This is a genomic window from Klebsiella oxytoca (assembly GCF_009707385.1).
Classification (GTDB): domain Bacteria; phylum Pseudomonadota; class Gammaproteobacteria; order Enterobacterales; family Enterobacteriaceae; genus Klebsiella; species Klebsiella oxytoca_C.
This window is the reverse complement of sequence record NZ_CP046115.1, coordinates 3,906,284-3,928,985: the sequence shown is the minus strand read 5'-3', so window position 1 is coordinate 3,928,985 and position 22,702 is coordinate 3,906,284. Positions and strand designations below refer to the sequence as shown.

Annotated in this window: 22 protein-coding genes; 19 read left to right on the top strand and 3 right to left on the bottom strand. The window is 59.1% G+C overall.

The window, feature by feature from the left end; translation table 11 throughout:
- Positions 1–9 precede the first annotated feature (9 nt).
- Positions 10–1,077 (top strand): DUF1176 domain-containing protein, encoded by a 1,068-nt coding sequence (locus tag GJ746_RS18265; protein WP_154682770.1) that lies wholly within the window; start codon positions 10–12, stop codon positions 1,075–1,077.
- On the opposite strand, the gene tkt is transcribed toward GJ746_RS18265, so the two are convergent.
- Complete coding sequence (gene tkt / locus GJ746_RS18260) at positions 1,046–3,040, bottom strand: transketolase (RefSeq protein WP_154681467.1); 1,995 nt, start codon at positions 3,038–3,040, stop codon at positions 1,046–1,048. The genes GJ746_RS18265 and tkt overlap by 32 nt on opposite strands.
- 288 nt (positions 3,041–3,328) lie before the next feature.
- Here tkt and maeB point away from each other — a divergent pair, with 288 nt between their 5' ends.
- From maeB to eutR, 18 genes are all read left to right on the top strand, one after another.
- Positions 3,329–5,608 carry an NADP-dependent oxaloacetate-decarboxylating malate dehydrogenase gene (maeB, locus tag GJ746_RS18255; protein ID WP_154681466.1) on the top strand — a complete coding sequence of 760 codons (2,280 nt, stop codon included), beginning with the start codon at positions 3,329–3,331 and terminating at the stop codon, positions 5,606–5,608.
- Between the two features lie 306 nt (positions 5,609–5,914).
- Positions 5,915–6,250: an ethanolamine utilization microcompartment protein EutS gene (gene eutS / locus GJ746_RS18250; protein WP_004123425.1), complete on the top strand. Its 336-nt coding sequence runs from the start codon at positions 5,915–5,917 to the stop codon at positions 6,248–6,250.
- 12 nt (positions 6,251–6,262) lie between these two features.
- Positions 6,263–6,742: an ethanolamine utilization acetate kinase EutP gene (gene eutP / locus GJ746_RS18245; RefSeq protein WP_154681465.1), complete on the top strand. Its 480-nt coding sequence runs from the start codon at positions 6,263–6,265 to the stop codon at positions 6,740–6,742.
- Positions 6,720–7,412 (top strand): ethanolamine utilization acetate kinase EutQ, encoded by a 693-nt coding sequence (gene eutQ, locus GJ746_RS18240; protein ID WP_154681464.1) that lies wholly within the window; start codon positions 6,720–6,722, stop codon positions 7,410–7,412. Before eutP ends, eutQ begins: the two co-directional genes overlap by 23 nt.
- Positions 7,409–8,212, top strand: coding sequence for an ethanolamine utilization cob(I)yrinic acid a,c-diamide adenosyltransferase EutT (gene eutT / locus GJ746_RS18235; protein ID WP_154681463.1), 804 nt, complete (start codon positions 7,409–7,411; stop codon positions 8,210–8,212). Before eutQ ends, eutT begins: the two co-directional genes overlap by 4 nt.
- A complete protein-coding gene (gene pta / locus GJ746_RS18230) occupies positions 8,209–9,225 on the top strand; it encodes a phosphate acetyltransferase (RefSeq protein WP_154681462.1) in 1,017 nt (338 codons plus the stop codon). The genes eutT and pta overlap by 4 nt, the downstream gene beginning before the upstream one ends.
- 36 nt (positions 9,226–9,261) lie before the next feature.
- Complete coding sequence (eutM, locus tag GJ746_RS18225) at positions 9,262–9,552, top strand: ethanolamine utilization microcompartment protein EutM (protein ID WP_000387720.1); 291 nt, start codon at positions 9,262–9,264, stop codon at positions 9,550–9,552.
- Between the two features lie 78 nt (positions 9,553–9,630).
- A complete protein-coding gene (eutN, locus tag GJ746_RS18220; RefSeq protein WP_154681461.1) occupies positions 9,631–9,918 on the top strand; it encodes an ethanolamine utilization microcompartment protein EutN in 288 nt (95 codons plus the stop codon).
- An 11-nt stretch (positions 9,919–9,929) separates the two neighbouring features.
- A complete protein-coding gene (locus GJ746_RS18215) occupies positions 9,930–11,333 on the top strand; it encodes an aldehyde dehydrogenase family protein (protein ID WP_154681460.1) in 1,404 nt (467 codons plus the stop codon).
- A 10-nt stretch (positions 11,334–11,343) separates the two neighbouring features.
- Positions 11,344–12,183, top strand: a complete 840-nt coding sequence (gene eutJ / locus GJ746_RS18210) for an ethanolamine utilization protein EutJ (protein WP_154681459.1) — start codon at positions 11,344–11,346, stop codon at positions 12,181–12,183.
- Positions 12,173–13,360, top strand: a complete 1,188-nt coding sequence (eutG, locus tag GJ746_RS18205; protein ID WP_154681458.1) for an ethanolamine utilization ethanol dehydrogenase EutG — start codon at positions 12,173–12,175, stop codon at positions 13,358–13,360. Before eutJ ends, eutG begins: the two co-directional genes overlap by 11 nt.
- Before the next feature lie 213 nt (positions 13,361–13,573).
- Positions 13,574–14,806 carry an ethanolamine utilization protein EutH gene (eutH, locus tag GJ746_RS18200; RefSeq protein ID WP_154681457.1) on the top strand — a complete coding sequence of 411 codons (1,233 nt, stop codon included), beginning with the start codon at positions 13,574–13,576 and terminating at the stop codon, positions 14,804–14,806.
- The gene (eutA, locus tag GJ746_RS18195) at positions 14,803–16,206 is read left to right on the top strand and encodes an ethanolamine ammonia-lyase reactivating factor EutA (RefSeq protein WP_154681456.1); all 1,404 of its coding nucleotides are present in this window, start codon (positions 14,803–14,805) and stop codon (positions 16,204–16,206) included. Before eutH ends, eutA begins: the two co-directional genes overlap by 4 nt.
- 11 nt (positions 16,207–16,217) lie before the next feature.
- A complete protein-coding gene (gene eutB / locus GJ746_RS18190; RefSeq protein ID WP_154681455.1) occupies positions 16,218–17,579 on the top strand; it encodes an ethanolamine ammonia-lyase subunit alpha in 1,362 nt (453 codons plus the stop codon).
- A gap of 20 nt (positions 17,580–17,599) precedes the next feature.
- Entirely contained in the window at positions 17,600–18,487 is an 888-nt protein-coding gene (gene eutC / locus GJ746_RS18185; RefSeq protein WP_154682769.1) for an ethanolamine ammonia-lyase subunit EutC, read from the top strand.
- Between the two features lie 9 nt (positions 18,488–18,496).
- Complete coding sequence (gene eutL / locus GJ746_RS18180) at positions 18,497–19,156, top strand: ethanolamine utilization microcompartment protein EutL (RefSeq protein WP_154681454.1); 660 nt, start codon at positions 18,497–18,499, stop codon at positions 19,154–19,156.
- A gap of 11 nt (positions 19,157–19,167) precedes the next feature.
- A complete protein-coding gene (gene eutK / locus GJ746_RS18175; RefSeq protein WP_154681453.1) occupies positions 19,168–19,650 on the top strand; it encodes an ethanolamine utilization microcompartment protein EutK in 483 nt (160 codons plus the stop codon).
- A gap of 48 nt (positions 19,651–19,698) precedes the next feature.
- Positions 19,699–20,751 carry an HTH-type transcriptional regulator EutR gene (eutR, locus tag GJ746_RS18170; protein ID WP_154681452.1) on the top strand — a complete coding sequence of 351 codons (1,053 nt, stop codon included), beginning with the start codon at positions 19,699–19,701 and terminating at the stop codon, positions 20,749–20,751.
- A gap of 23 nt (positions 20,752–20,774) precedes the next feature.
- On the opposite strand, the gene hemF is transcribed toward eutR, so the two are convergent.
- Positions 20,775–21,674: an oxygen-dependent coproporphyrinogen oxidase gene (gene hemF / locus GJ746_RS18165; RefSeq protein ID WP_154681451.1), complete on the bottom strand. Its 900-nt coding sequence runs from the start codon at positions 21,672–21,674 to the stop codon at positions 20,775–20,777.
- Positions 21,674–22,549 (bottom strand): N-acetylmuramoyl-L-alanine amidase AmiA, encoded by an 876-nt coding sequence (gene amiA / locus GJ746_RS18160; RefSeq protein ID WP_154681450.1) that lies wholly within the window; start codon positions 22,547–22,549, stop codon positions 21,674–21,676. Before amiA ends, hemF begins: the two co-directional genes overlap by 1 nt.
- Between the last annotated feature and the right edge of the window lie 153 nt (positions 22,550–22,702).

The window sequence follows — 22,702 nt, the reverse complement described above, 5'->3', positions numbered from 1 at the left end:
GTGCCGCTCATGCTGCATCGGGTTATTTTTATTGTACTTTTCGGTTTGCTGCCGACCTCACTGGTTCGGGCGGCGCCGGCGCAACAGCAGTTCAGCGACTGGCAGGTGACCTGTAACAATCAAAACTTCTGCGTGGCCCGCAACGTTGGGTTACACCACGGCCTGGTGATGACTCTTACCCGCAGCGCCGGGGCGGCGACCAGCGCGAGCCTGCGCATTGAACTTGGCGGCGTTAGCAACCCCGTTGCCGCGCTGGCGCCGATTGCACCGCGCCTTCAGCTCGATGGCAAGCCTCTGACCGTTGACGATAAACACTGGCTGATTGCCGATAAACTGCTGAAAACTGACGATGGCGTCACCATTGATGCTTTTTTACAGCAGGTGCAGGACGCGCAGAGCATCACGCTTGCCAGGGATCTCCAGACTATTTCTTTGCAAGGGCTGAAAGCCGCCCTGCTGTTTATCGATAGTCGGCAAAAGCGAGTAGGCAGCGAAACCGCGTGGATAGAGAAGGGGGAAGAGCCGTCGCGCAGCGTTCCGCCTGCGCCGGCGCTGCGCTCAGTAGCGAAAATCGATATGACGCAGCTGCCTCTCGGCCGCGATGAACTCAACGATTTAATGGATTACGGCAACGAACGAATGAACAGCAGCGCCTGTTCACTGGATCCGTTTCGCCGCGAGGTGCGGGTTGCCGCGCTGACCGACGAAAAAGTGCTCTTGATGACCAGCTGCGAAGCGGGCGCTTACAACACCATTTGGCTGGCGTGGCTGGTTTCGCGCCAGCGCCCGTATATCGCTCACCCGGTACGCCTTACGCTGCCGTTCCAGCCGCCCGGCGACGCCCCGCGTGAAGTTGAGCTGGTAAACCTCAGCTATGACGATCGCCACCAGGAACTGGTCACCCTCGATAAAGCGCGCGCCTCCGGCGACTGCGGGACGCAAACGCGCTGGCGCTATGACGGCCAGCGGTTTAGCCTTGTTCGCCACGCGCAGCAGCCGCAGTGCGATAGCTGGCAGGGGCCAGACGCCTGGCCCACGCTATGGGTTACCCGTTCAGTATCTCATCGCCCATACTGACAATATTCTCAACGGTAAAGCCGAAGTAAGGGAACAGCTTATCGGCAGGGGCCGATTCGCCGTAGCCGGTCATGCCGACAATTTTCCCTTTTAGGCCCACGTATTTATACCAGTAGTCGGCGATGCCGGCCTCGACGGCCACCCTGGCGCTGACGTCCGATGGCAGGACGGATTCCCGATAAGCCTCGTCCTGAGCATCAAACACGTCGGTCGATGGCAGGGAGACCACGCGCACGTTCACTCCTCTGGCCAGCAGCTTCTCCGCCGCCAGTACGGTGATCTCGACTTCTGAACCGGTGGCTATGAGGATCAGGTCCGGCTTACCGCCGGCGTCCTTCAGCACGTAGCCGCCGCGGGCGATATTCTGTACCTGCTCCGGCGTGCGCGCCATCTGCGCCAGGTTTTGTCTGGAGAGAATCAGCGCCGTCGGCCCGCTGTGGTGCTCTACCGCCAGTTTCCACGCCACCGCGGCTTCCACCTGATCGCACGGACGCCAGGTACTGAAGTTTGGCGTCAGGCGCAGGCTGGCCAGCTGCTCTACGGCCTGATGAGTTGGACCATCTTCGCCGAGCCCGATGGAGTCGTGGGTATAGACCATGATTTGCCGCGCTTTCATCAGCGCCGCCATCCGCGCCGCGTTGCGGGCATATTCGACGAACATCAGGAAAGTGGCGGTATAGGGGACAAACCCGCCGTGGTGCGCGATGCCGTTGGCGATGGCGGTCATCCCGAATTCACGCACGCCGTAGTGAATATAGTTTCCCGCCGGATCTTCTTTAAGCGACGTTGACCCTTTCCAGATGGTCAGGTTGCTTGGCGCAAGGTCGGCTGAACCGCCCAGCAGCTCAGGAAGATGCGGGCCGTAGGCATCAAGGGTATTTTGCGAGGCTTTACGGGTGGCGATTTTGGCCGGATTAGCCTGCAGCTCAGCGATATATTGCTGCGTGGTTTCATCCCAGGATTCAGGCAGGCCGCCGCTCATGCGACGCGTAAATTCAGCTGCCAGTTCAGGATAAGCCTGCTGATAGGCAGCAAACTTCTCTTGCCAGCTTTTCTGCGCTTTTTGTCCTTTTTCGCGCGCATCCCAGGCCCGGTAGATCTCTTTAGGAATTTCAAACGCCGGATGGTGCCAGCCGAGTTTCTGCCGCGCCAGCGCCACTTCTTGTTCTCCGAGCGGAGCGCCGTGAGCCTCCTCTTTCCCGGCTTTGTTCGGCGAACCAAAACCTATCACCGTACGGCAGATAATCAGCGAGGGCTTATCCTTCACGCTCTGGGCTTCCAGAATCGCCTTTTTCACGGCTTCCGGGTCGTGGCCGTCGATTTCATGCACCACGTGCCAGTGATAGGCCTCAAAGCGTTTTGCCGTGTCATCGGTAAACCAGCCTTTGGTTTCGCCATCAATAGAAATGCCGTTGTGATCGTAGAAGCCGATCAGTTTGCCCAGTCCTAATGTCCCCGCCAGAGAGCAAACTTCGTGAGAAATCCCCTCCATCAGGCAGCCATCGCCCATAAACACGTAGGTAAAGTGGTCGACAATGTCGTGTTCCGGCTGATTAAACTGCGCTGCCAGCGTGCGCTCGGCGATAGCCAGACCAACCGCATTGGCCAGACCTTGCCCCAGCGGCCCGGTGGTGGTTTCAACCCCCGGCGTATAGCCAATCTCCGGATGGCCCGGCGTTTTTGAATGCAGCTGACGGAAGTTTTTTATCTCTTCGATGGGCAGGTCATAGCCAGTCAGATGCAGCAGGCTGTAAAGCAGCATCGAGGCGTGACCGTTGGAGAGAATAAAGCGGTCGCGATCGTACCAGTGGGGGTTTTCTGGATTGTGCTTAAGGAAATCGTTCCACAGCACTTCAGCGATATCGGCCATCCCCATAGGCGCACCGGGGTGGCCGGAATTGGCTTTCTGAACAGCATCCATACTCAGGGCGCGGATGGCGTTGGCTAGTTCTCTACGGGACATAATGTGCTCCTGAAACAATACGTTGCATGAGTTTTTATTGGATTAGGATAGAGAGGGTAATGAGAGACATAACTAAAAAGCATAGCAGATGGGGCTATCATTGCCCGCGAAACTAAGTTACATAACGATTATAAATCGATAACAAACATAACTTTGTTATGGCGAGAGTTTGGCGGTGTTCAAAGTTTACGAAGCCGTCAGGCGAGATACTAGGTGCCCTTTAGGGTGAACACCAGGTACGCCATTACGTTTCACCCCCTACGATAGATACGTGAAAGGAACGATAAAATGGATGAGCAGTTAAAACAAAGCGCCCTTGATTTCCACGAATTCCCTGTCCCTGGCAAAATTCAGGTTTCCCCGACAAAACCGCTTGCTACCCAGCGCGATCTGGCTCTGGCCTACTCGCCGGGCGTCGCCGCCCCTTGTCTGGAAATCGAGAAGGATCCGCTGGCAGCCTATAAATATACCGCTCGCGGCAATCTTGTGGCGGTGGTCTCTAACGGCACGGCCGTACTGGGGCTGGGGAATATCGGCGCTCTCGCCGGTAAGCCGGTGATGGAAGGCAAAGGCGTTCTGTTTAAAAAATTCGCCGGTATCGATGTGTTCGATATTGAAGTTGATGAACTGGATCCGGACAAATTTATCAACGTCGTCGCGGCGCTGGAGCCGACTTTCGGCGGTATTAACCTCGAAGATATTAAAGCGCCGGAGTGCTTCTACATTGAGCAACAGCTGCGCGAGCGCATGAATATTCCGGTATTCCATGACGATCAGCACGGTACGGCGATTATCAGTACCGCAGCGATTCTGAACGGTCTGCGGGTGGTGGAGAAAAACATCTCCGACGTGCGGATGGTGGTGTCCGGCGCGGGCGCGGCGGCGATTGCCTGTATGAACCTGCTGGTGGCGCTGGGGATGCAGAAACACAACATCGTGGTCTGCGACTCAAAAGGCGTTATCTATAAGGGCCGCGAGCCGAATATGGCGGAAACCAAAGCGGCCTATGCGGTAGAGGACAGCGGTAAACGCACGCTGGATGACGTGATTGACGGGGCGGACATTTTCCTCGGCTGCTCGGGGCCGAAAGTGCTGACTCAGGAGATGGTGAAGAAAATGGCCCGCGCGCCGATGATCCTGGCGCTGGCCAACCCGGAGCCGGAAATTCTGCCGCCGCTGGCGAAAGAGGTGCGCTCCGACGCTATTATTTGTACCGGCCGCTCCGACTATCCGAACCAGGTGAACAACGTGCTGTGCTTCCCGTTCATCTTCCGCGGCGCGCTGGATGTCGGCGCAACGGCGATTAACGAAGAGATGAAGCTGGCGGCGGTGCACGCGATTGCCGAACTGGCCCACGCCGAACAGAGCGAAGTGGTGGCCTCCGCCTATGGCGATCAGGACCTGAGCTTCGGCGCAGAATATATCATTCCGAAACCGTTCGACCCGCGCCTGATCGTGAAGATCGCGCCGGCGGTGGCCAAAGCGGCGATGGACTCCGGCGTAGCGACCCGCCCGATTGAGGATTTTGATGCCTACATCGAGAAGCTCAGCGAGTTCGTCTACAAAACGAACCTGTTTATGAAGCCGATTTTCTCGCAGGCGCGTAAAGAGCCGAAGCGGGTGGTGCTGGCGGAAGGTGAAGATACCCGCGTGCTGCACGCGACTCAGGAACTGGTCTCTCTTGGGCTGGCGAAACCGATTTTGATTGGCCGTCCTGGCGTTATCGAAATGCGTATCCAGAAGCTGGGTCTGCAGATTAAAGCCGGCGTTGATTTTGAGATCGTGAATAACGAATCCGATCCGCGCTTTAAGGAGTACTGGAACGAATACTACAACCTGATGAAGCGCCGCGGGATCACCCAGGAGCAGGCCCAGCGCGCGGTGATCAGTAATACTACGGTGATTGGCGCGATCATGGTGCAGCGCGGCGAAGCCGATGCGCTGATCTGCGGCACCATTGGTGACTATCACGAGCACTACAGCGTAATACAGCCGCTGTTTGGCTACCGCGAAGGGGTTCACGCCGCCGGGGCGATGAACGCGCTGCTGCTGCCGAGCGGCAACACCTTTATCGCTGACACCTACGTCAATCACGATCCGTCGCCGGAGCAGATTGCCGAAATCACCCTGATGGCGGCGGAAACCGTTCGTCGTTTCGGGATTGAGCCGCGAGTGGCGCTGCTGTCGCATTCCAACTTTGGATCTTCAGACTGCCCGTCAGCCAGCAAAATGCGTCAGGCGCTGGAGCTGGTGAAGGCGCAGTCGCCGGAGCTGATGATTGATGGCGAGATGCACGGCGATGCCGCGCTGGTGGAAAGCATTCGTAATGAACGGATGCCGGACAGCCCGCTGAAAGGCTCGGCGAATATCCTCGTGATGCCGAATATGGAAGCGGCGCGTATTAGCTACAACTTACTTCGCGTCTCCAGCTCCGAAGGCGTAACCGTTGGACCGGTGCTGATGGGCGTCGCGAAGCCGGTACATATTCTGACGCCGATTGCTTCAGTACGGCGCATCGTGAATATGGTCGCGCTGGCGGTTGTTGAAGCGCAAACTCAGCCGCTGTAATTTTATTTATTTAATTCAGGCGCGGGAAATCTTCCCGCGCTTTTTTTATTTCTTTTTATACTCTTCATACTGCAAGTTGCACGCTCGTTCGCCTGAATCACTTACTTGAGTAAGCTCATCGGAACTTTCTCGCTTGCCGCCTTCCTGCAACGCGAATTATTTTGGCTGTATACGTCCTGTCTGAAAATTAAAGTCTTGTGGGGATAAGTGATCTACCTCACTTTTCAAATCGACTTGCCGAATTTTGTTATTTACTCCAGCCGGAAATTGTCACGATAAGCCCAGATTTTAGCGGAGCGGCGAATCATGGATAAAGAACGCATCATTCAGGAATTTGTACCCGGCAAACAGGTCACCCTGGCGCATCTGATTGCGCACCCGGGCGCAGAGCTGGCGAAAAAAATCGGCGTTCCTGAATCCGGCGCTATCGGAATTATGACCTTAACCCCAGGAGAAACCGCGATGATCGCCGGTGATTTAGCGATGAAGGCCGCTGATGTGCATATCGGTTTTCTCGACCGCTTTAGCGGCGCGCTGGTGATTTATGGTTCGGTTGGGGCGGTTGAAGAGGCGCTGCTGCAGACGGTAAGCGGTCTCGGTCGATTATTAAATTATACCCTCTGCGAATTAACTAAAAGCTAATTAGAGGCTGCGATGAAGCGTATTGCATTTGTCGGAACGGTGGGCGCGGGAAAAACAACGTTATTTAATGCGCTACAGGGGAATTATTCCCTCGCCAGAAAAACGCAGGCCGTGGAATTTAATGAAAAAGGCGATATCGACACCCCGGGAGAATATTTCAGCCATCCCCGCTGGTATCACGCATTAATTACCACGCTACAGGATATCGATACGCTGATTTATGTCCATGCGGCAAATGATACTGAAAGTCGCCTGCCGGCCGGGCTATTGGAAATTGGCGCGAATAAACGACATATCGCCGCAATCAGCAAAACGGATTTGCCGGACGCCGACGTCGCCAGGGTTCGGCAGCTGCTGCACGGGATGGGATTCCAGGAGCCGATTTTTGCGCTCAACGCTCACGACCCGCAAAGCGTAGCGCATCTGGTGAATTATTTGAATGAGCTCAGCCAAAAGGAGGAAGGGGCAGGTGAAGAAACTAATCACAGCTAACGATATTCGTGCGGCCCACGCACGCGGCGAACAGGAAATATCGCTGGTCCTGCGCGCCAGCATCATCACCCCGGAAGCTCGCGAAGTGGCGGAGCTGCTGGGCGTTGTCATCAAAGAGTGCGATGAGTCTGCGCCAGCGGCGTCAACAGCTGCAGTCGCGGAAAAAACCGAAAGCCAGCGCATTCGCGAAACCATTATCGCGCAGCTGCCGGAAGGGCAGTTTACCGAAAGCCTGGTGGCGCAGCTGATGGAAAAGGTGATGAAGGAGAAACAGTCGCTGGGGCTTGAGGCGATGCAGCCGGGCTTTAAGTCGGTCACCGGTAAAGGCGGCGTCAAAGTCATTGATGGCAGTAGCGTGAAATTCGGCCGCTTCGACGGTGCCGAACCGCACTGCGTCGGCTTGACGGATCTGGTGACAGAACAGGATGGCAGCAGTATGGCTGCAGGCTTTATGCAGTGGGAAAACGCCTTTTTCCCGTGGACGCTGAACTATGACGAGGTCGACATGGTGCTGGAGGGCGAGCTTCACGTGCGTCATGAAGGTGAAACCATGGTTGCCAAAGCCGGTGACGTGATGTTTATCCCGAAAGGCTCCAGCATTGAGTTCGGCACCCCATCGACCGTGCGCTTCCTGTACGTCGCCTGGCCTGCGAACTGGCAAACGCTATGAAAGATTTCATTACCGAAGCCTGGCTCAGAGCGAACCATACGCTCAGCGAAGGGGCAGAGATTCATCTGCCCGCCGACGCGCGTCTGACGCCATCGGCCCGGGAGCTGCTGGAGAGCCGCCGCCTGCGCATTAAGTTTATCGATGAGCAGGGGAGCCTGTTTGTCGATGATGAAGCGCAGCAGCCGCAGCCGGTACACGGTTTGACCAGCAGCGACGCGCATCCGCAGGCCTGCTGCGAACTGTGCCGTCAGCCGGTGGAGAAAAAACCGGACACCCTGACCCATCTGACGGCGGACAAAATGGTCGCCAAAAGCGACCCGCGGCTGGGTTTTCGCGCCGCCCTCGACGCCACCATCGCCCTGGCGGTATGGCTACAAATCGAACTGGCGGAACCCTGGCAGCCGTGGCTGGCGGATATCCGTTCGCGGCTGGGCAATATTATGCGCGCCGACGCAATGGATGAAGCACTGGCGGCGCAGTCTATCGTCGGGCTGAACGAGGATGAGCTGCACCGGCTTTCCCACCAGCCGCTACGCTATCTCGATCACGATCATCTGGTACCGGAAGCCAGCCACGGCCGTGACGCCGCGCTGCTCAATCTGCTGCGCACCCGGGTTCGTGAAACGGAAACGGTCGCCGCGCAGGTCTTTATTACCCGCAGCTTTGAGGTTTTACGCCCGGACATCCTGCAGGCGCTCAACCGTCTCTCCAGCACCGTCTACGTGATGATGATTTTAAGCGTGACGAAGCATCCGCTCACCGTCAGCCAGATGCAACAACGCCTGGGAGGAGAGCAATGATTATTGAACGCGCGCGTCAATTGGCTTTGCGTTCACCCGCCCGGGTGGTGTTTCCGGATGCGCTGGACGAACGTGTCCTCAAAGCGGCGCACTACCTGCAGCAGCAGAGACTGGCAAAACCGATACTGATCGCCAGCCCCTTTGCCCTGCGCCAGTTTGCCCTCAGCCACCGCCTGCCGCTGGACGGTATTCAGGTCATTGACCCGCACAGCAACCGGCACATGCGCGAAGCGTTTGCCCGGCGCTGGCTCGCCCGCGCCGGAGAAAAAACGCCGCCGGACGCGGAGGAAAAACTCAACGATCCGCTGATGTTCGCCGCCGCACTGGTTAGCGCCGGTAAGGCCGACGTGTGCATTGCCGGCAATCTCTCGTCAACGGCTAACGTGCTGCGCGCCGGATTACGCATTATTGGCCTTCAGCCTGGCTGCAAAACGCTGTCGTCGATCTTCCTGATGCTGCCGCAGTTCGTCGGGCCGGCATTAGGCTTCGCCGACTGCAGCGTGGTGCCGCAGCCGACGGCGGCGCAGCTGGCGGATATCGCCATCGCCAGCGCCGGGACGTGGCGGGCCATCACCGGTGAAGAGCCGCGGGTAGCGATGCTGTCTTTCTCCAGCAACGGCAGCGCCCGTCACCCTAACGTCGCCAACGTACAGCAGGCCACGGAGATTGTTCGCCAGCGCGCCCCGCAGCTGATGGTAGATGGCGAACTGCAGTTCGACGCCGCCTTCGTACCGGACGTTGCTGCGCAAAAAGCGCCCGCCAGCCCGCTACGGGGCCGGGCCAACGTGATGGTTTTTCCCTCGCTGGAGGCGGGCAACATTGGCTACAAAATCGCCCAGCGGCTGGGCGGCTATCGCGCCGTCGGGCCGTTAATTCAGGGGCTTGCCGCACCGCTTCACGACCTCTCCCGAGGCTGTAGCTTGCAGGAAATTATCGAACTGGCGTTAGTGGCAGCCGTGCCGCGCCAGACTGACGCGAGTCGGGAAAACGACCCGCAAACACTGGTTGTATAAACGGTCCCGTTCTGGACCCCATGAGAGGAAAACACAATGGAAGCATTAGGAATGATTGAAACCCGGGGCCTGGTTGCGCTGATTGAGGCCTCTGATGCGATGGTGAAAGCCGCGCGCGTGAAGCTGGTTGGTGTGAAGCAGATTGGCGGCGGTCTGGTTACCGCGATGGTGCGTGGCGACGTGGCGGCCTGTAAAGCGGCCACCGATGCGGGCGCCGCGGCGGCGCAGCGTATCGGTGAGCTGGTCTCGGTACACGTTATTCCGCGCCCCCACGGCGATCTGGAAGAGGTGTTCCCAATCAGTTTCAAAGGCGACAGCAACATCTAAATGGGATAGCAGGCCCGGACAGCCTTGGCCGGATGGCGATGCGCTTATGCGGCCTGCACACAAAACGCGGAGGCGGGTATGAAACTGGCAGTCGTCACGGGACAAATTGTCTGTACCGTCCGCCATCAGGGACTGGCGCACGACAAGCTGCTGATGGTGGAGATGATTGATGCCGCAGGCAAGCCCGACGGGCAGTGCGCCGTCGCCATCGACAGCATCGGCGCGGGTACCGGTGAATGGGTGCTGCTGGTCAGCGGTAGCTCGGCGCGACAGGCACACCGCAGCGACGCGTCTCCTGTCGATCTGTGCGTCATCGGGATCGTCGATGAAGCGGTGGCTGGCGGCCAGGTGATTTTCCATAAATAGGACTGAACATCATGAATCAACAGGATATTGAACAGGTGGTGAAAGCGGTACTGCTGAAAATGCAAGACAGCAGCCAGCCGGACAGCGCTGTTGATGAAATGGGCGTCTTTGCCTCCCTGGATGATGCCGTCGCGGCAGCAAAGGTGGCCCAGCAGGGGCTGAAAAGCGTGGCGATGCGCCAGCTGGCGATTCAGGCCATTCGTCTTGCTGGCGAAAAACACGCCAGAGAATTAGCGGAACTTGCCGTCACTGAAACCGGCATGGGACGTGTTGACGATAAGTTTGCCAAAAACGTGGCGCAGGCGCGCGGTACGCCGGGCGTTGAGTGTCTCTCCCCGCAGGTGCTGACCGGCGATAACGGCCTGACGCTGATTGAAAACGCGCCGTGGGGCGTGGTGGCCTCGGTCACCCCATCCACCAATCCGGCGGCGACGGTGATTAATAACGCTATCAGTCTGATTGCCGCGGGCAACAGCGTGGTGTTCGCGCCGCATCCGGCGGCGAAAAGGGTCTCTCAGCGGGCGATTATGCTGCTCAACCAGGCAGTAATTGCCGCTGGCGGCCCGGCCAACCTGCTGGTCACCGTAGCGAACCCGGATATTGAAACCGCCCAGCGGCTGTTTAAGTACCCCGGCATCGGTCTGCTGGTGGTGACCGGCGGAGAAGCGGTGGTGGAGTCCGCGCGCAAGCATACCAACAAACGTCTGATTGCCGCCGGGGCCGGTAACCCGCCGGTGGTGGTCGATGAAACCGCTGACCTGGCGCGCGCCGCGCGGTCCATCGTCAAAGGCGCCTCGTTTGATAACAACATCATCTGCGCCGACGAGAAGGTGCTGATCGTGGTCGACAGCGTTGCCGACGAACTGATGCGCCTGATGGAAGGCCAGCAGGCGGTCAGGCTCACCGCCGCTCAGGCCGAGCAGCTCCAGCCGGTGCTGCTGAAGAATATCGATGAACGCGGAAAAGGTACCGTCAGCCGCGATTGGGTGGGCCGCGATGCGGGCAAAATTGCCGCGGCTATCGGTCTGCACGTCCCGGAGCAGACGCGTCTGCTGTTTGTTGAAACCTCAGCCTGTCATCCGTTTGCCGTTACCGAACTGATGATGCCGGTGCTCCCTGTCGTACGGGTGGCCAGCGTTGAAGAGGCGATCGCCCTGGCGGTGCAGCTGGAAGGCGGCTGCCACCATACGGCGGCGATGCACTCGCGCAATATCGACAACATGAATCAGATGGCGAATGCCATTGATACCAGCATTTTCGTCAAAAACGGGCCGTGTATCGCCGGGCTCGGACTGGGCGGGGAAGGCTGGACCACCATGACCATCACCACGCCAACCGGAGAAGGGGTGACCAGCGCCCGCACCTTTGTGCGTCTGCGCCGCTGCGTGCTGGTGGATGCATTTCGCATTGTATAAGGGATGAAAGATGGCGCACGACGAACAACTTTGGCTCACCCCCAGGCTGCAAAAAGCCGCCGCCCTGTGTAACCAGACGCCGGCGGTCAGCGGTTCGCCGCTATGGCTGGGCGTGGATTTGGGCACCTGCGACGTGGTGTCGATGGCGATCGACGGCGATAGCCAGCCGGTTGCAGTGTGCCTCGACTGGGCCGACGTGGTGCGCGACGGTATCGTCTGGGATTTCTTCGGCGCCGTCACCATCGTGCGCCGCCATCTCGACGCGCTCGAACGGCAGCTCGGCTGCCGCTTCACCCATGCAGCCACCTCATTCCCGCCGGGCACCGACCCGCGTATTTCGATCAACGTGCTGGAGTCCGCCGGGTTAGAGGTGAGTCACGTACTCGATGAACCTACCGCGGTGGCGGACCTGCTGCAGCTCGATAACGCCGGGGTGGTAGATATCGGCGGCGGTACCACCGGGATCGCCATCGTTAAGCAGGGGGAAGTGACCTACTCCGCCGATGAGGCGACCGGCGGCCACCATATCTCCTTGACTCTGGCCGGAAACCGCCGCATCCCGCTGGAAGAGGCGGAGCAGTACAAGCGCAGCAACGCGCAGGAGATCTGGCCGGTGGTGAAGCCGGTGTACGAAAAAATGGCGGAGATCGTTGCTCGTCATATTGAAGGGCAGGGAATTGCTGATTTATGGCTGGCGGGCGGCTCCTGCATGCAGCCGGGCGTGGATGCGCTGTTTCGCAAGCGTTTCCCGGAGTTACAGGTGCATTTACCGCAGCACAGTCTGTTTATGACCCCGCTGGCGATAGCCAACAGCGGGAGAGAGAAAGCGGAGGGAATCTATGCAAGCTGAACTGCAGACGGCGCTCTTTCAGGCCTTCGATACCCTGAATCTGCAGCGGGTGAAAACCTTCAGCGTGCCGCCGGTAACGCTGTGCGGACTGGGCGCGCTCAGCGCCTGCGGGCAGGAAGCGCAATCGCGCGGCGTAAGCCATCTGTTTGTGATGGTCGACAGTTTTCTGCATCAGGCGGGAATGACCGCCGGGCTTGCGCGCAGCCTGGCGATGAAAGGCGTAGCGATGACAGTCTGGCCGTGCCCGCCGGGCGAGCCGTGCATTACCGACGTTTGCGCGGCGGTGGCGCAGCTGCGCGAAGCGAAGTGTGACGGCGTAGTGGCCTTTGGCGGCGGTTCGGTGCTGGACGCGGCGAAAGCGGTGGCGCTGCTGGTCACTAACCCTGAGCAGACGCTAAGCGCGATGGCGGAAAGCAGCGTACTGCGCCAGCGTCTGCCGCTGATTGCGGTGCCAACCACCGCCGGAACCGGTTCTGAAACCACCAACGTGACGGTGATTATCGATGCCGTCAGCGGGCGCAAACAGGTACTGGCGCACGCGTCATTGATGCCGGATGTGGCTATTCTCGACGCCGCTCTGACTGAAGGCGTTCCACCGCCGGTGACGGCGATGACCGGCATTGATGCGCTGACCCACGCCGTTGAAGCGTACAGCGCGCGCAACGCCACGCCCTTCACCGATAGCCTGGCGATTGGCGCGATTGCGATGATTGGCCAGGCGCTGCCGAAGGCCGTTGGCTGCGGTCACGATCTTGCCGCGCGGGAAAGCATGCTGCTGGCTTCCTGTATGGCAGGGATGGCCTTCTCCAGCGCCGGTCTGGGCTTATGTCATGCGATGGCGCATCAGCCCGGCGCGGCGCTGCATATTCCGCACGGCCAGGCCAACGCCATGCTGCTGCCGACGGTGATGACGTTTAACCGGATGGTATGCCGCGAACGGTTCAGCCATATCGGCCGGGCGTTAACCGCTAAAAAAGCCGATGACCACGAGGCGATTGCCAGGGTGTGTGAACTGATCGCTGAAGTTGGTCTGAGCAAACGGCTCTCTGATGCCGGGGCCGTGCCTGAACATTTCGACGCATGGGCGCAGGCGGCGCAGGAGGACATTTGTCTGCGCACCAATCCACGCACCGCCAGCCGGGAGCAGGTTATCGAGCTGTACGCGGCGGCGTACTGATGCGGCGTTAACCCGGGCGGATTGTCCTGGAGGCATGTGGCTGTGGCCTTCCCGGCTCGCGCTGCGCTTCGCCGGGCTACAGGATCGCAGCCGTCTGCTATTCCGTAGCCCGGGTACGGCGTTCACGCCGCGACCCGGGAAAGTCCCCGGAGTACGGCTAATGACCCGGCATCCACAGAATTTACAAATCACAAATGACAGGGAGTAAGGGCTATGGGAATTAACGAAATCATCATGTACATCATGATGTTCTTTATGCTGATTGCCGCCGTGGACAGGATCCTGTCGCAGTTCGGCGGTTCGGCGCGCTTCCTCGGCAAGTTTGGTAAAAGCATTGAGGGTTCCGGCGGCCAGTTTGAAGAGGGCTTTATGGCGATGGGCGCGCTGGGCCTGGCGATGGTCGGGATGACCGCGCTGGCGCCGGTACTGGCGCACCTGCTCGGGCCGGTGATTATTCCGCTGTATGAAATGCTCGGCGCCAACCCGTCGATGTTTGCCGGGACGCTGCTGGCCTGCGATATGGGGGGCTTCTTCCTTGCCAAAGAGCTGGCGGGCGGCGACGTGGCGGCGTGGCTCTATTCCGGCCTGATCCTCGGGGCGATGATGGGGCCGACGCTGGTGTTCTCCATTCCGGTTGCGCTGGGAATTATTGAACCGTCCGATCGCCGCTACCTGGCGCTGGGCGTGCTGGCCGGGATCGTGACGATTCCAGTCGGCTGTATCGCGGGCGGTCTGGTGGCGATGTACTCCGGCGTGGAGATTAACGGCCAGCCGGTTGAGTTCACCTTCGCGCTGATCCTGATGAACATGATCCCGGTGCTTATTGTGGCGGTGCTGGTGGCGCTGGGGCTGAAGTTTATTCCGGAAAAAATGATCAACGGCTTTCAGGTTTTCGCCAAATTTCTGGTGGCGCTGATCACCATTGGCCTGTCGGCGGCGGTGATCAAGTTTCTGCTTGGTTGGGATCTTATTCCGGGGCTCGACCCGATCTTTATGGCCCCCGGCGACCAACCCGGCGAGGTGATGCGCGCCATCGAAGTGATCGGATCCATCTCCTGCGTGCTGCTCGGCGCTTATCCAATGGTGCTGCTGCTGACCCGCTGGTTTGAAAAGCCGCTGATGCGCGTTGGTAACCTACTGAAAATCAACAATATGGCGGCAGGCGGGATGGTGGCGACGCTGGCCAACAATATCCCGATGTTCGGCATGATGAAGCATATGGACACTCGCGGCAAAGTCATCAACTGCGCGTTCTCCGTCTCCGCCGCATTCGCGCTGGGCGACCATTTAGGCTTCGCCGCCGCCAATATGAACGCCATGATCTTCCCGATGATTGTCGGCAAGCTGATCGGCGGCGTCACCGCGATTGGCGTGGCGATGCTGCTGGTGCCAAAAGATGAAAATGCGCCGGCAGCGGTGAAAACCGAAGCGGAGGCGCAATCGTGAAGACTCGCCAGCTGCTGAGCGTCGGCATCGATATCGGCACCACCACCACTCAGGTGATCTTCTCCCGCCTGGAGCTGGTTAACCGTGCGGCGGTGTCGCAGGTGCCGCGCTACGAGTTCATCAAACGCGAAATTAGCTGGCAAAGCCCGGTCTTCTTCACCCCTGTCGATAAGCAGGGCGGCCTGAAGGAGGCTGAACTTAAGGCGCTGATTCTGGCGCAGTATCAGGCCGCCGGTATCGCTCCTGAAGCGGTGGACTCCGGGGCAATCATTATCACCGGCGAAAGCGCGAAAACCCGCAACGCAAGGGCGGCAGTGATGGCGCTCTCGCAGTCGCTGGGCGACTTTGTGGTGGCCAGCGCCGGGCCGCATCTGGAGTCGGTGATTGCCGGTCACGGCGCCGGGGCGCAGACCCTCTCTGAACAGCGGATGTGCCGGGTGCTGAACATTGATATCGGCGGCGGTACCTCGAATTACGCGCTATTTGAAGCGGGAAAAGTCAGCGCCACCGCCTGCCTCAACGTTGGCGGGCGTCTGCTGGAGACCGACGGCCAGGGGCGGGTGGTTCATGCGCATCAGCCGGGACAGATAATTGTCGATGAAGTTTTTGGCCCCGGTACCAACGCTCTGACGCTGACCGCCGGGCAGCTGGCGCAGGTGGCGCGTCGGATGGCGGAGCTGATCGTCGAAGTCATCGACGGCACGCTCTCTCCGCTGGCGCAAAAGCTGATGCAAACCGGCCTGCTGCCCGCAGGCGCGATACCTGAGGTGATTACCCTTTCCGGCGGGGTGGGCGAGTGCTACCGCCACCAGCCCGCCGACCCGTTCTGTTTTGCGGATATCGGGCCGCTGCTGGCGACGGCGCTACACGAGTATCCGCGCCTGCGCCAGATGAACGTGCAGTTCCCGGCGCAAACCGTGCGCGCCACGGTGATTGGCGCCGGGGCGCACACGCTCTCGCTTTCGGGCAGCACCATCTGGCTGGAGGGGGTTGCGCTTCCGCTGCGCAATCTGCCGGTAGCGATCCCGCTTGATGTATCCGATCTGCTGAGCGCCTGGCAGCAGGCGCTGATGCAGCTCGATCTGGATCCTGTTACGGATGCTTACGTACTGGCGCTCCCCGCAGCGTTACCTGTGCGCTACGCCGCACTTCTCATGGTTATTGACGCGCTGACCGCATTCGTCGCGCGCTTTCCCAATCCGCATCCCCTGCTGGTGGTGGCGGAGCAGGATTTTGGCAAGGCGCTGGGCATGCTGCTGCGCCCGAAGTTACAACAGCTCCCGCTGGCGGTCATCGATGAGGTGAGCGTGCGGGCGGGGGACTATATCGACATTGGTACGCCTCTTTTTGGCGGATCGGTTGTGCCGGTGACGGTGAAATCACTCGCATTTCCTTCCTGAGGGAACGACTTATGAAGCTAAAGACCACATTGTTCGGCAATGTTTATCAGTTTAAGGATGTAAAAGAGGTGCTGGCTAAAGCCAACGAACTGCGTTCGGGGGATGTGCTGGCGGGCGTAGCGGCGGAAAGTTCGCAGCAGCGCGTGGCGGCGAAGCAGGTGCTCTCCGATATGACGGTCGCCGATATTCGTAACAACCCGGTGATTCCGTATGAAGAGGACTGCGTGACGCGCCTGATTCAGGACGACGTCAACGAAACCGCCTATCACCGAATTAAAAACTGGACCATCAGCGACCTGCGAGAATACGTACTCAACGATGAGGTCACCAGCGACGATATTGCGTTTGTGCGTAAAGGGCTGACCTCGGAAGTGGTGGCGGCGGTGGCGAAGGTCTGTTCCAACGCCGACCTGATCTACGGCGCGAAGAAAATGCCGGTGATTAAAAAAGCCAACACCACCATCGGTCTACCGGGCACCTTCAGCTGCCGCCTGCAGCCGAACGATACCCGCGACGACGTGCAGAGTATCGCCGCGCAAATCTATGAAGGGCTCTCTTTCGGCGCGGGCGATGCGGTGATCGGCGTTAACCCGGTGACCGATGACGTGGAGAACCTGACCCGCGTCCTCAATACCGTCTACGGCGTTATCGACAAATTCAGTATTCCTACCCAGGGCTGCGTGCTGGCGCACGTCACCACGCAAATTGAAGCCATACGCCGCGGCGCACCGGGGGGACTTATTTTCCAGAGCATCTGCGGCAGCGAAAAGGGACTAAAAGAGTTCGGCGTGGAGCTGGCGATGCTCGATGAAGCGCGGGCGGTGGGCGCCGAATTCAACCGCATCGCCGGAGAAAACTGCCTCTATTTTGAAACCGGGCAGGGGTCGGCGCTGTCGGCTGGCGCGAACTTCGGCGCCGACCAGGTGACGATGGAAGCGCGCAACTACGGCCTGGCGCGGCACTACGATCCGTTCCTCGTTAACACCGTGGTGGGTTTTATCGGGCCGGAATACCTCTATAACGATCGGCAGATTATCCGCGCCGGTCTTGAAGATCACTTTATGGGCAAGCTCAGCGGCATCTCGATGGGCTGCGACTGCTGCTATACCAACCATGCCGATGCCGATCAGAACCTCAACGAAAACTTGATGATTCTGCTCGCTACCGCTGGCTGTAACTACATCATGGGCATGCCGCTCGGCGACGACATCATGCTCAACTATCAGACCACCGCGTTTCACGATACCGCCACCGTCCGTCAACTGCTGAATCTACGGCCGTCGCCGGAGTTCGAACGCTGGCTGGAAACCATGGGCATTATGGCAAACGGTCGTCTGACCAAACGGGCGGGCGATCCGTCACTGTTCTTTTGATGACGCGGGGATGACACATGATGGATCAAAAGCAGATTGAAGAAATTGTACGTAGCGTGATGGCGTCAATGGGGCAACCGCCAACGGCGGCGCCTGCGCCCCAGGCGGCGAAATGCGCCAGCCAGTGTGAGATAACGGCGGAAAGCTGCGCGCTGGATTTAGGCTCGCCGGAGGCGAAAGGCTGGATTGGCGTACAGCAGCCGCATCGTGCGGAAGTGCTGGCCGAACTGAAGCGCAGCACGGCGGCGCGCGTGTGCACCGGTCGCGCCGGTCCGCGTCCGCGCACCCTTGCGCTGCTGCGCTTCCTCGCCGACCACTCGCGCTCCAAGGATACGGTGCTGAAAGAGGTGCCGGAAGAGTGGGTGAAAAACCAGGGATTGCTCGAGGTGCGTTCCGAGATTAGCGACAAGAACCTCTACCTGACGCGCCCGGATATGGGCCGTCGCCTGAGTCCGGAAGCGATTGAGGCGCTGAAGACTCAGTGCGTGGCGAATCCTGACGTTCAGGTGGTGGTTTCCGATGGCCTCTCCACGGATGCGATTACCGTCAATTATGAAGAGATCCTGCCGCCGCTGCTGTCGGGGCTGCAGCAGGCCGGGCTGAAGGTCGGTACGCCGTTCTTCGTGCGCTACGGGCGGGTCAAAATCGAAGATCAGATTGGCGAGATCCTTGGCGCGAAAGTGGTGATTCTGCTGGTCGGCGAACGTCCGGGTCTGGGGCAGTCGGAAAGCCTCTCCTGCTACGCCGTGTATTCGCCGCGCGTGGCGACCACCGTCGAAGCGGACCGGACCTGTATTTCCAATATTCACCAGGGCGGTACGCCGCCGGTAGAAGCCGCCGCGGTGATCGTCGATTTGGCCAAACGCATGCTGGAGCAGAAAGCTTCCGGCATCAACATGACTCGTTAAGGAGGCATCATGCCTGCATTAGATTTAATTCGCCCCTCGGTGACGGCCATGCGCGTGATTGCTTCAGTGAATGACGGCTTTGCCCGCGAGCTTAAATTACCGCCGCATATACGTAGCCTCGGACTCATCACGGCAGATTCTGATGATGTGACCTATATTGCCGCAGACGAAGCGACAAAACAGGCGATGGTCGAAGTGGTGTATGGCCGCTCTCTCTATGCCGGTGCGGCTCACGGCCCATCGCCAACCGCCGGTGAAGTGTTGATTATGCTGGGCGGTCCGAACCCGGCGGAGGTTCGCGCCGGGCTGGATGCGATGATGGCGCATATTGAAGGCGGAGCGGCGTTTCAGTGGGCCAACGACGCCGAAGATTCGGCGTTTCTGGCGCACGTAGTTTCGCGTACCGGCTCTTATCTCTCGTCTACCTCTGGCATCGCACTGGGCGATCCGATCGCCTATCTGGTGGCGCCGCCGCTGGAGGCCACCTTCGGCATCGATGCGGCGATGAAATCGGCCGACGTTCAACTGGTGACCTACGTGCCGCCGCCGTCGGAAACCAACTATTCGGCCGCGTTTTTGACGGGTAGCCAGGCCGCCTGTAAGGCCGCCTGTAACGCCTTCACCGATGCCGTTCTGGATATTGCCCGTCATCCCATCCAGCGCGCGTAAGGGGGGAAGCGATGATTAACGCCCTGGGATTACTGGAAGTGGACGGTATGGTCGCCGCCGTTGATGCGGCGGATGCCATGCTGAAGGCGGCCAACGTGCGCTTGCTCAGCCACCAGGTCCTCGACCCCGGCAGGCTGACGCTGGTGGTGGAAGGCGACCTGGCGGCATGCCGGGCGGCGCTGGATGCCGGAAGCGCTGCGGCGCAGCGTACCGGGCGCGTTATCAGCCGTCGGGAGATTGGACGCCCTGAAGAGGATACCCAGCGGCTGATCGGCGGTTTCCAACGGCAGCCGCAAGCGCCCGAGCCGCCTGTGAAAGCGGAATCATCAGCGCCCTTACTGGCGCTGCTGGCTTCGACCCGTCAGGGAATGACGGCAGGGGAAGTGGCCGCGCATTTCGGCTGGTCGCTTGAGGAAGCCAGAAAAGCGCTGGAGCAGCTGTTTTCTGCCGGAGCGTTGCGTAAACGCAGTAGCCGCTATCGCTTAAAAAACTAACCAGTCGGAGGTACCGGGAACGCGAAAGCGCTCCCGGTTCAAAAGATCATGAAAAAGAAACAACCGGCAAACCTGCACCATCTTTATCATGAAGCATTGCCCGAAGACGTTAAACTGACGCCGATGATCGAGGTGGATAACGTCCACCAGCGACGTACCACCGATGTCTATGAACATGCCCTGACGATTACCGCCTGGCAGCAGATTTACGACCAGCTTCATCCGGGGAAATTTCACGGCGAATTTACCGAAATCCTGCTCGATGAAATTCAGGTCTTTCGCGAATATACCGGTCTGGCGCTGCGTCAGTCCTGCCTGGTGTGGCCGAACTCCTTCTGGTTCGGTATTCCGGCAACCCGCGGCGAACAGGGATTCATTGGCTCACAGTGTATTGGCAGCGCTGAAATCGCCACCCGTCCCGGCGGTACGGAGTTTGAACTTAATACCCCGGATGATTACACCATTCTTGGGGTCGTTATCTCGGAGGACGTTATTTCCCGGCAGGCCAGCTTCCTGCATCACCCGGAGCGCGTGCTGCATATGCTGCGTAACCAGTCGGCGCTGGAAGTCAAAGAGCAGCACAAAGCGGCGCTGTGGCGCTTTGTACAGCAGGCGCTGGCGACGTTTAGCGAGACGCCGGAAAACCTGCATCAGCCCGCGGTACGTAAAGTGCTGGGGGATAACCTGCTGCTGGCGATGGGGGCGATGCTGGAGGAGGCGCAGCCGATGGTCACCGCCGAGAGTATCAGCCATCAGAGCTACCGTCGGCTGTTGTCCCGGGCGCGGGAGTATGTACTGGAGAATATGTCGGAGCCGCTGACGGTTCTTGATTTGTGCAATCAGCTGCACGTCAGCCGCCGCACGCTGCAAAACGCCTTTCACGCGATTCTGGGGATTGGGCCGAACGCGTGGCTCAAGCGCATTCGGCTCAACGCGGTGCGTCGGGAGCTAATCAGCCCGTGGTCGCAGAGCGTTACGGTTAAAGATGCCGCGATGCAGTGGGGATTCTGGCACCTGGGGCAGTTCGCTACCGATTATCAGCAGCTGTTCGCCGAGAAACCATCGCTCACGCTGCATCAGCGGATGCAGCAGTGGGCATAATGAGCGGCCGGAGAAGCGCGTGTTTACAGCCAGTCGCGCACCTGAATAAACTCGCTTAGCGCCGCTTCCGGGCTGCCCGCTTCCGGCTGATATGCGTATTCCCAGCGTACCAGCGGCGGCATCGACATCAGAATAGATTCGGTGCGGCCGCCGGTTTGCAGGCCAAACAGGGTGCCGCGATCCCACACCAGATTGAACTCCACGTAGCGGCCGCGGCGGTAGAGCTGAAAATCGCGCTCGCGCTCGCCCCAGCTCATCTCCTTGCGTCGTTCGACAATCGGCAGATAAGCATCGGTGTAGCCGTTGCCCACCGCCTGCATAAAATCGAAGCAGTGGTCGAAGTCCGGAGTATTCAAATCATCGAAAAACAGGCCGCCGATCCCGCGCTGTTCGTTGCGATGCTTAAGGAAGAAGTAGTCGTCGCACCACTTTTTATAGCGCGGGTAAACCTCTTCGCCAAAGGGCTGACACAGGTCGTGGGCGGTACGATGCCAGTGTACGGCGTCTTCTTCAAAGCCGTAGTACGGCGTTAAATCAAAGCCGCCGCCGAACCACCATACCGGATCGGCCCCCGGTTTTTCCGCGATAAAGAAACGTACGTTGGCGTGACTGGTGGGAATATACGGGCTGCGCGGATGTACAACCAGCGATACGCCCATGGCTTCGAAGCTGCGACCCGCCAGTTCAGGGCGGTGCGCGGTTGCGGAAGCCGGCATTGCCTCGCCGTGTACGTGTGAAAAGTTAACGCCAGCCTGCTCAAAGATACCGCCATCGCGCAGTACCCGGCTGCGCCCGCCGCCGCCGCCTTCCCGTCGCCAGCTATCCTCGACAAAAGCGCTGCCGTCAACGGCGCTGAGCTTTTGGCAGATGGCGTCCTGGAGCTGAAGGAGGAAAGATTTTACCTGGTGCGCGTCGGGTTTCATTAACGTCTCTTCGAATGGGCTTTCTGGTTATCGAACCAGTGGAAATAACTGATAATGCCGTTGGCTATCGCGGTGGCGATTTTCTGCCGGAAAGCAGCGGTGCCGAGCAGCTTCTCTTCGTTCGGATTGGTAATGAACGAAGTTTCTACCAGCACCGACGGAATGGATGGTGATTTCAGCACCACAAACGCCGCCTGCTCGGTATTGCTGCTGTGCAGCTTATGCACCGGCTTGATCTTTTTCAGGATATGCGATCCGAGCGTCAGGCTGTTTTTGATGGTATCAGTTTGTACCAGGTCGAACAGCACTTGCTGTAACAGGTGATCTTTATCCGTCGTTTTCTTGCCGGCCACTTCGTCCGCCCGGTTTTCACGATCCGAGAGATACTTTGCCATGGCGCTACTGGCGCCCCGGTTGGAGAGGGCGAAAACGGAAGCTCCGGCCGCGCTCGGGTTAGTGAAGCCGTCAGCGTGAATCGACATGAAAAGATCGGCCCCATGCTGGTGGGCAATTTCAACGCGATCGTAGAGAGGAATAAAGGTGTCGCCGCTGCGCGTAAGCCGCGCATCAATACCGTTGCTGCGCAGAATACTGCGCACGTTTTTGGCGATCGCCAGCACGACGTGTTTCTCTTTTGAACCGTTATGACCGATAGCGCCGGTATCAATACCGCCGTGGCCCGGGTCGAGCATCACGACGCGTTTAGCGCCTTTTTTCTTCGCTGCGGGTTTGCTGTGCCCGTTGGATGTTTTCAACGGCTGTTGTTCTTTCGCGCTGGCCTGTGAGGCGATCCCTGAAAGCGTGATTGCTGCCAGCCCGGCTTTCAGCACCTGGCGGCGCGAAGCAAGTATTTTTAATGGTTTAAAAGTGCTCATTCGGCCTGAATTGCAAACAAGTGGTGACTAATGTTATATCGTATCGTGTTTTCCGTTACGACCATTCATAATAAGAATTGTTTTACTTTTCATTTCAATACATGACAAAGTCATATTATGCCATTTTTTGCGGCTCATTGCGTCTGATATTGG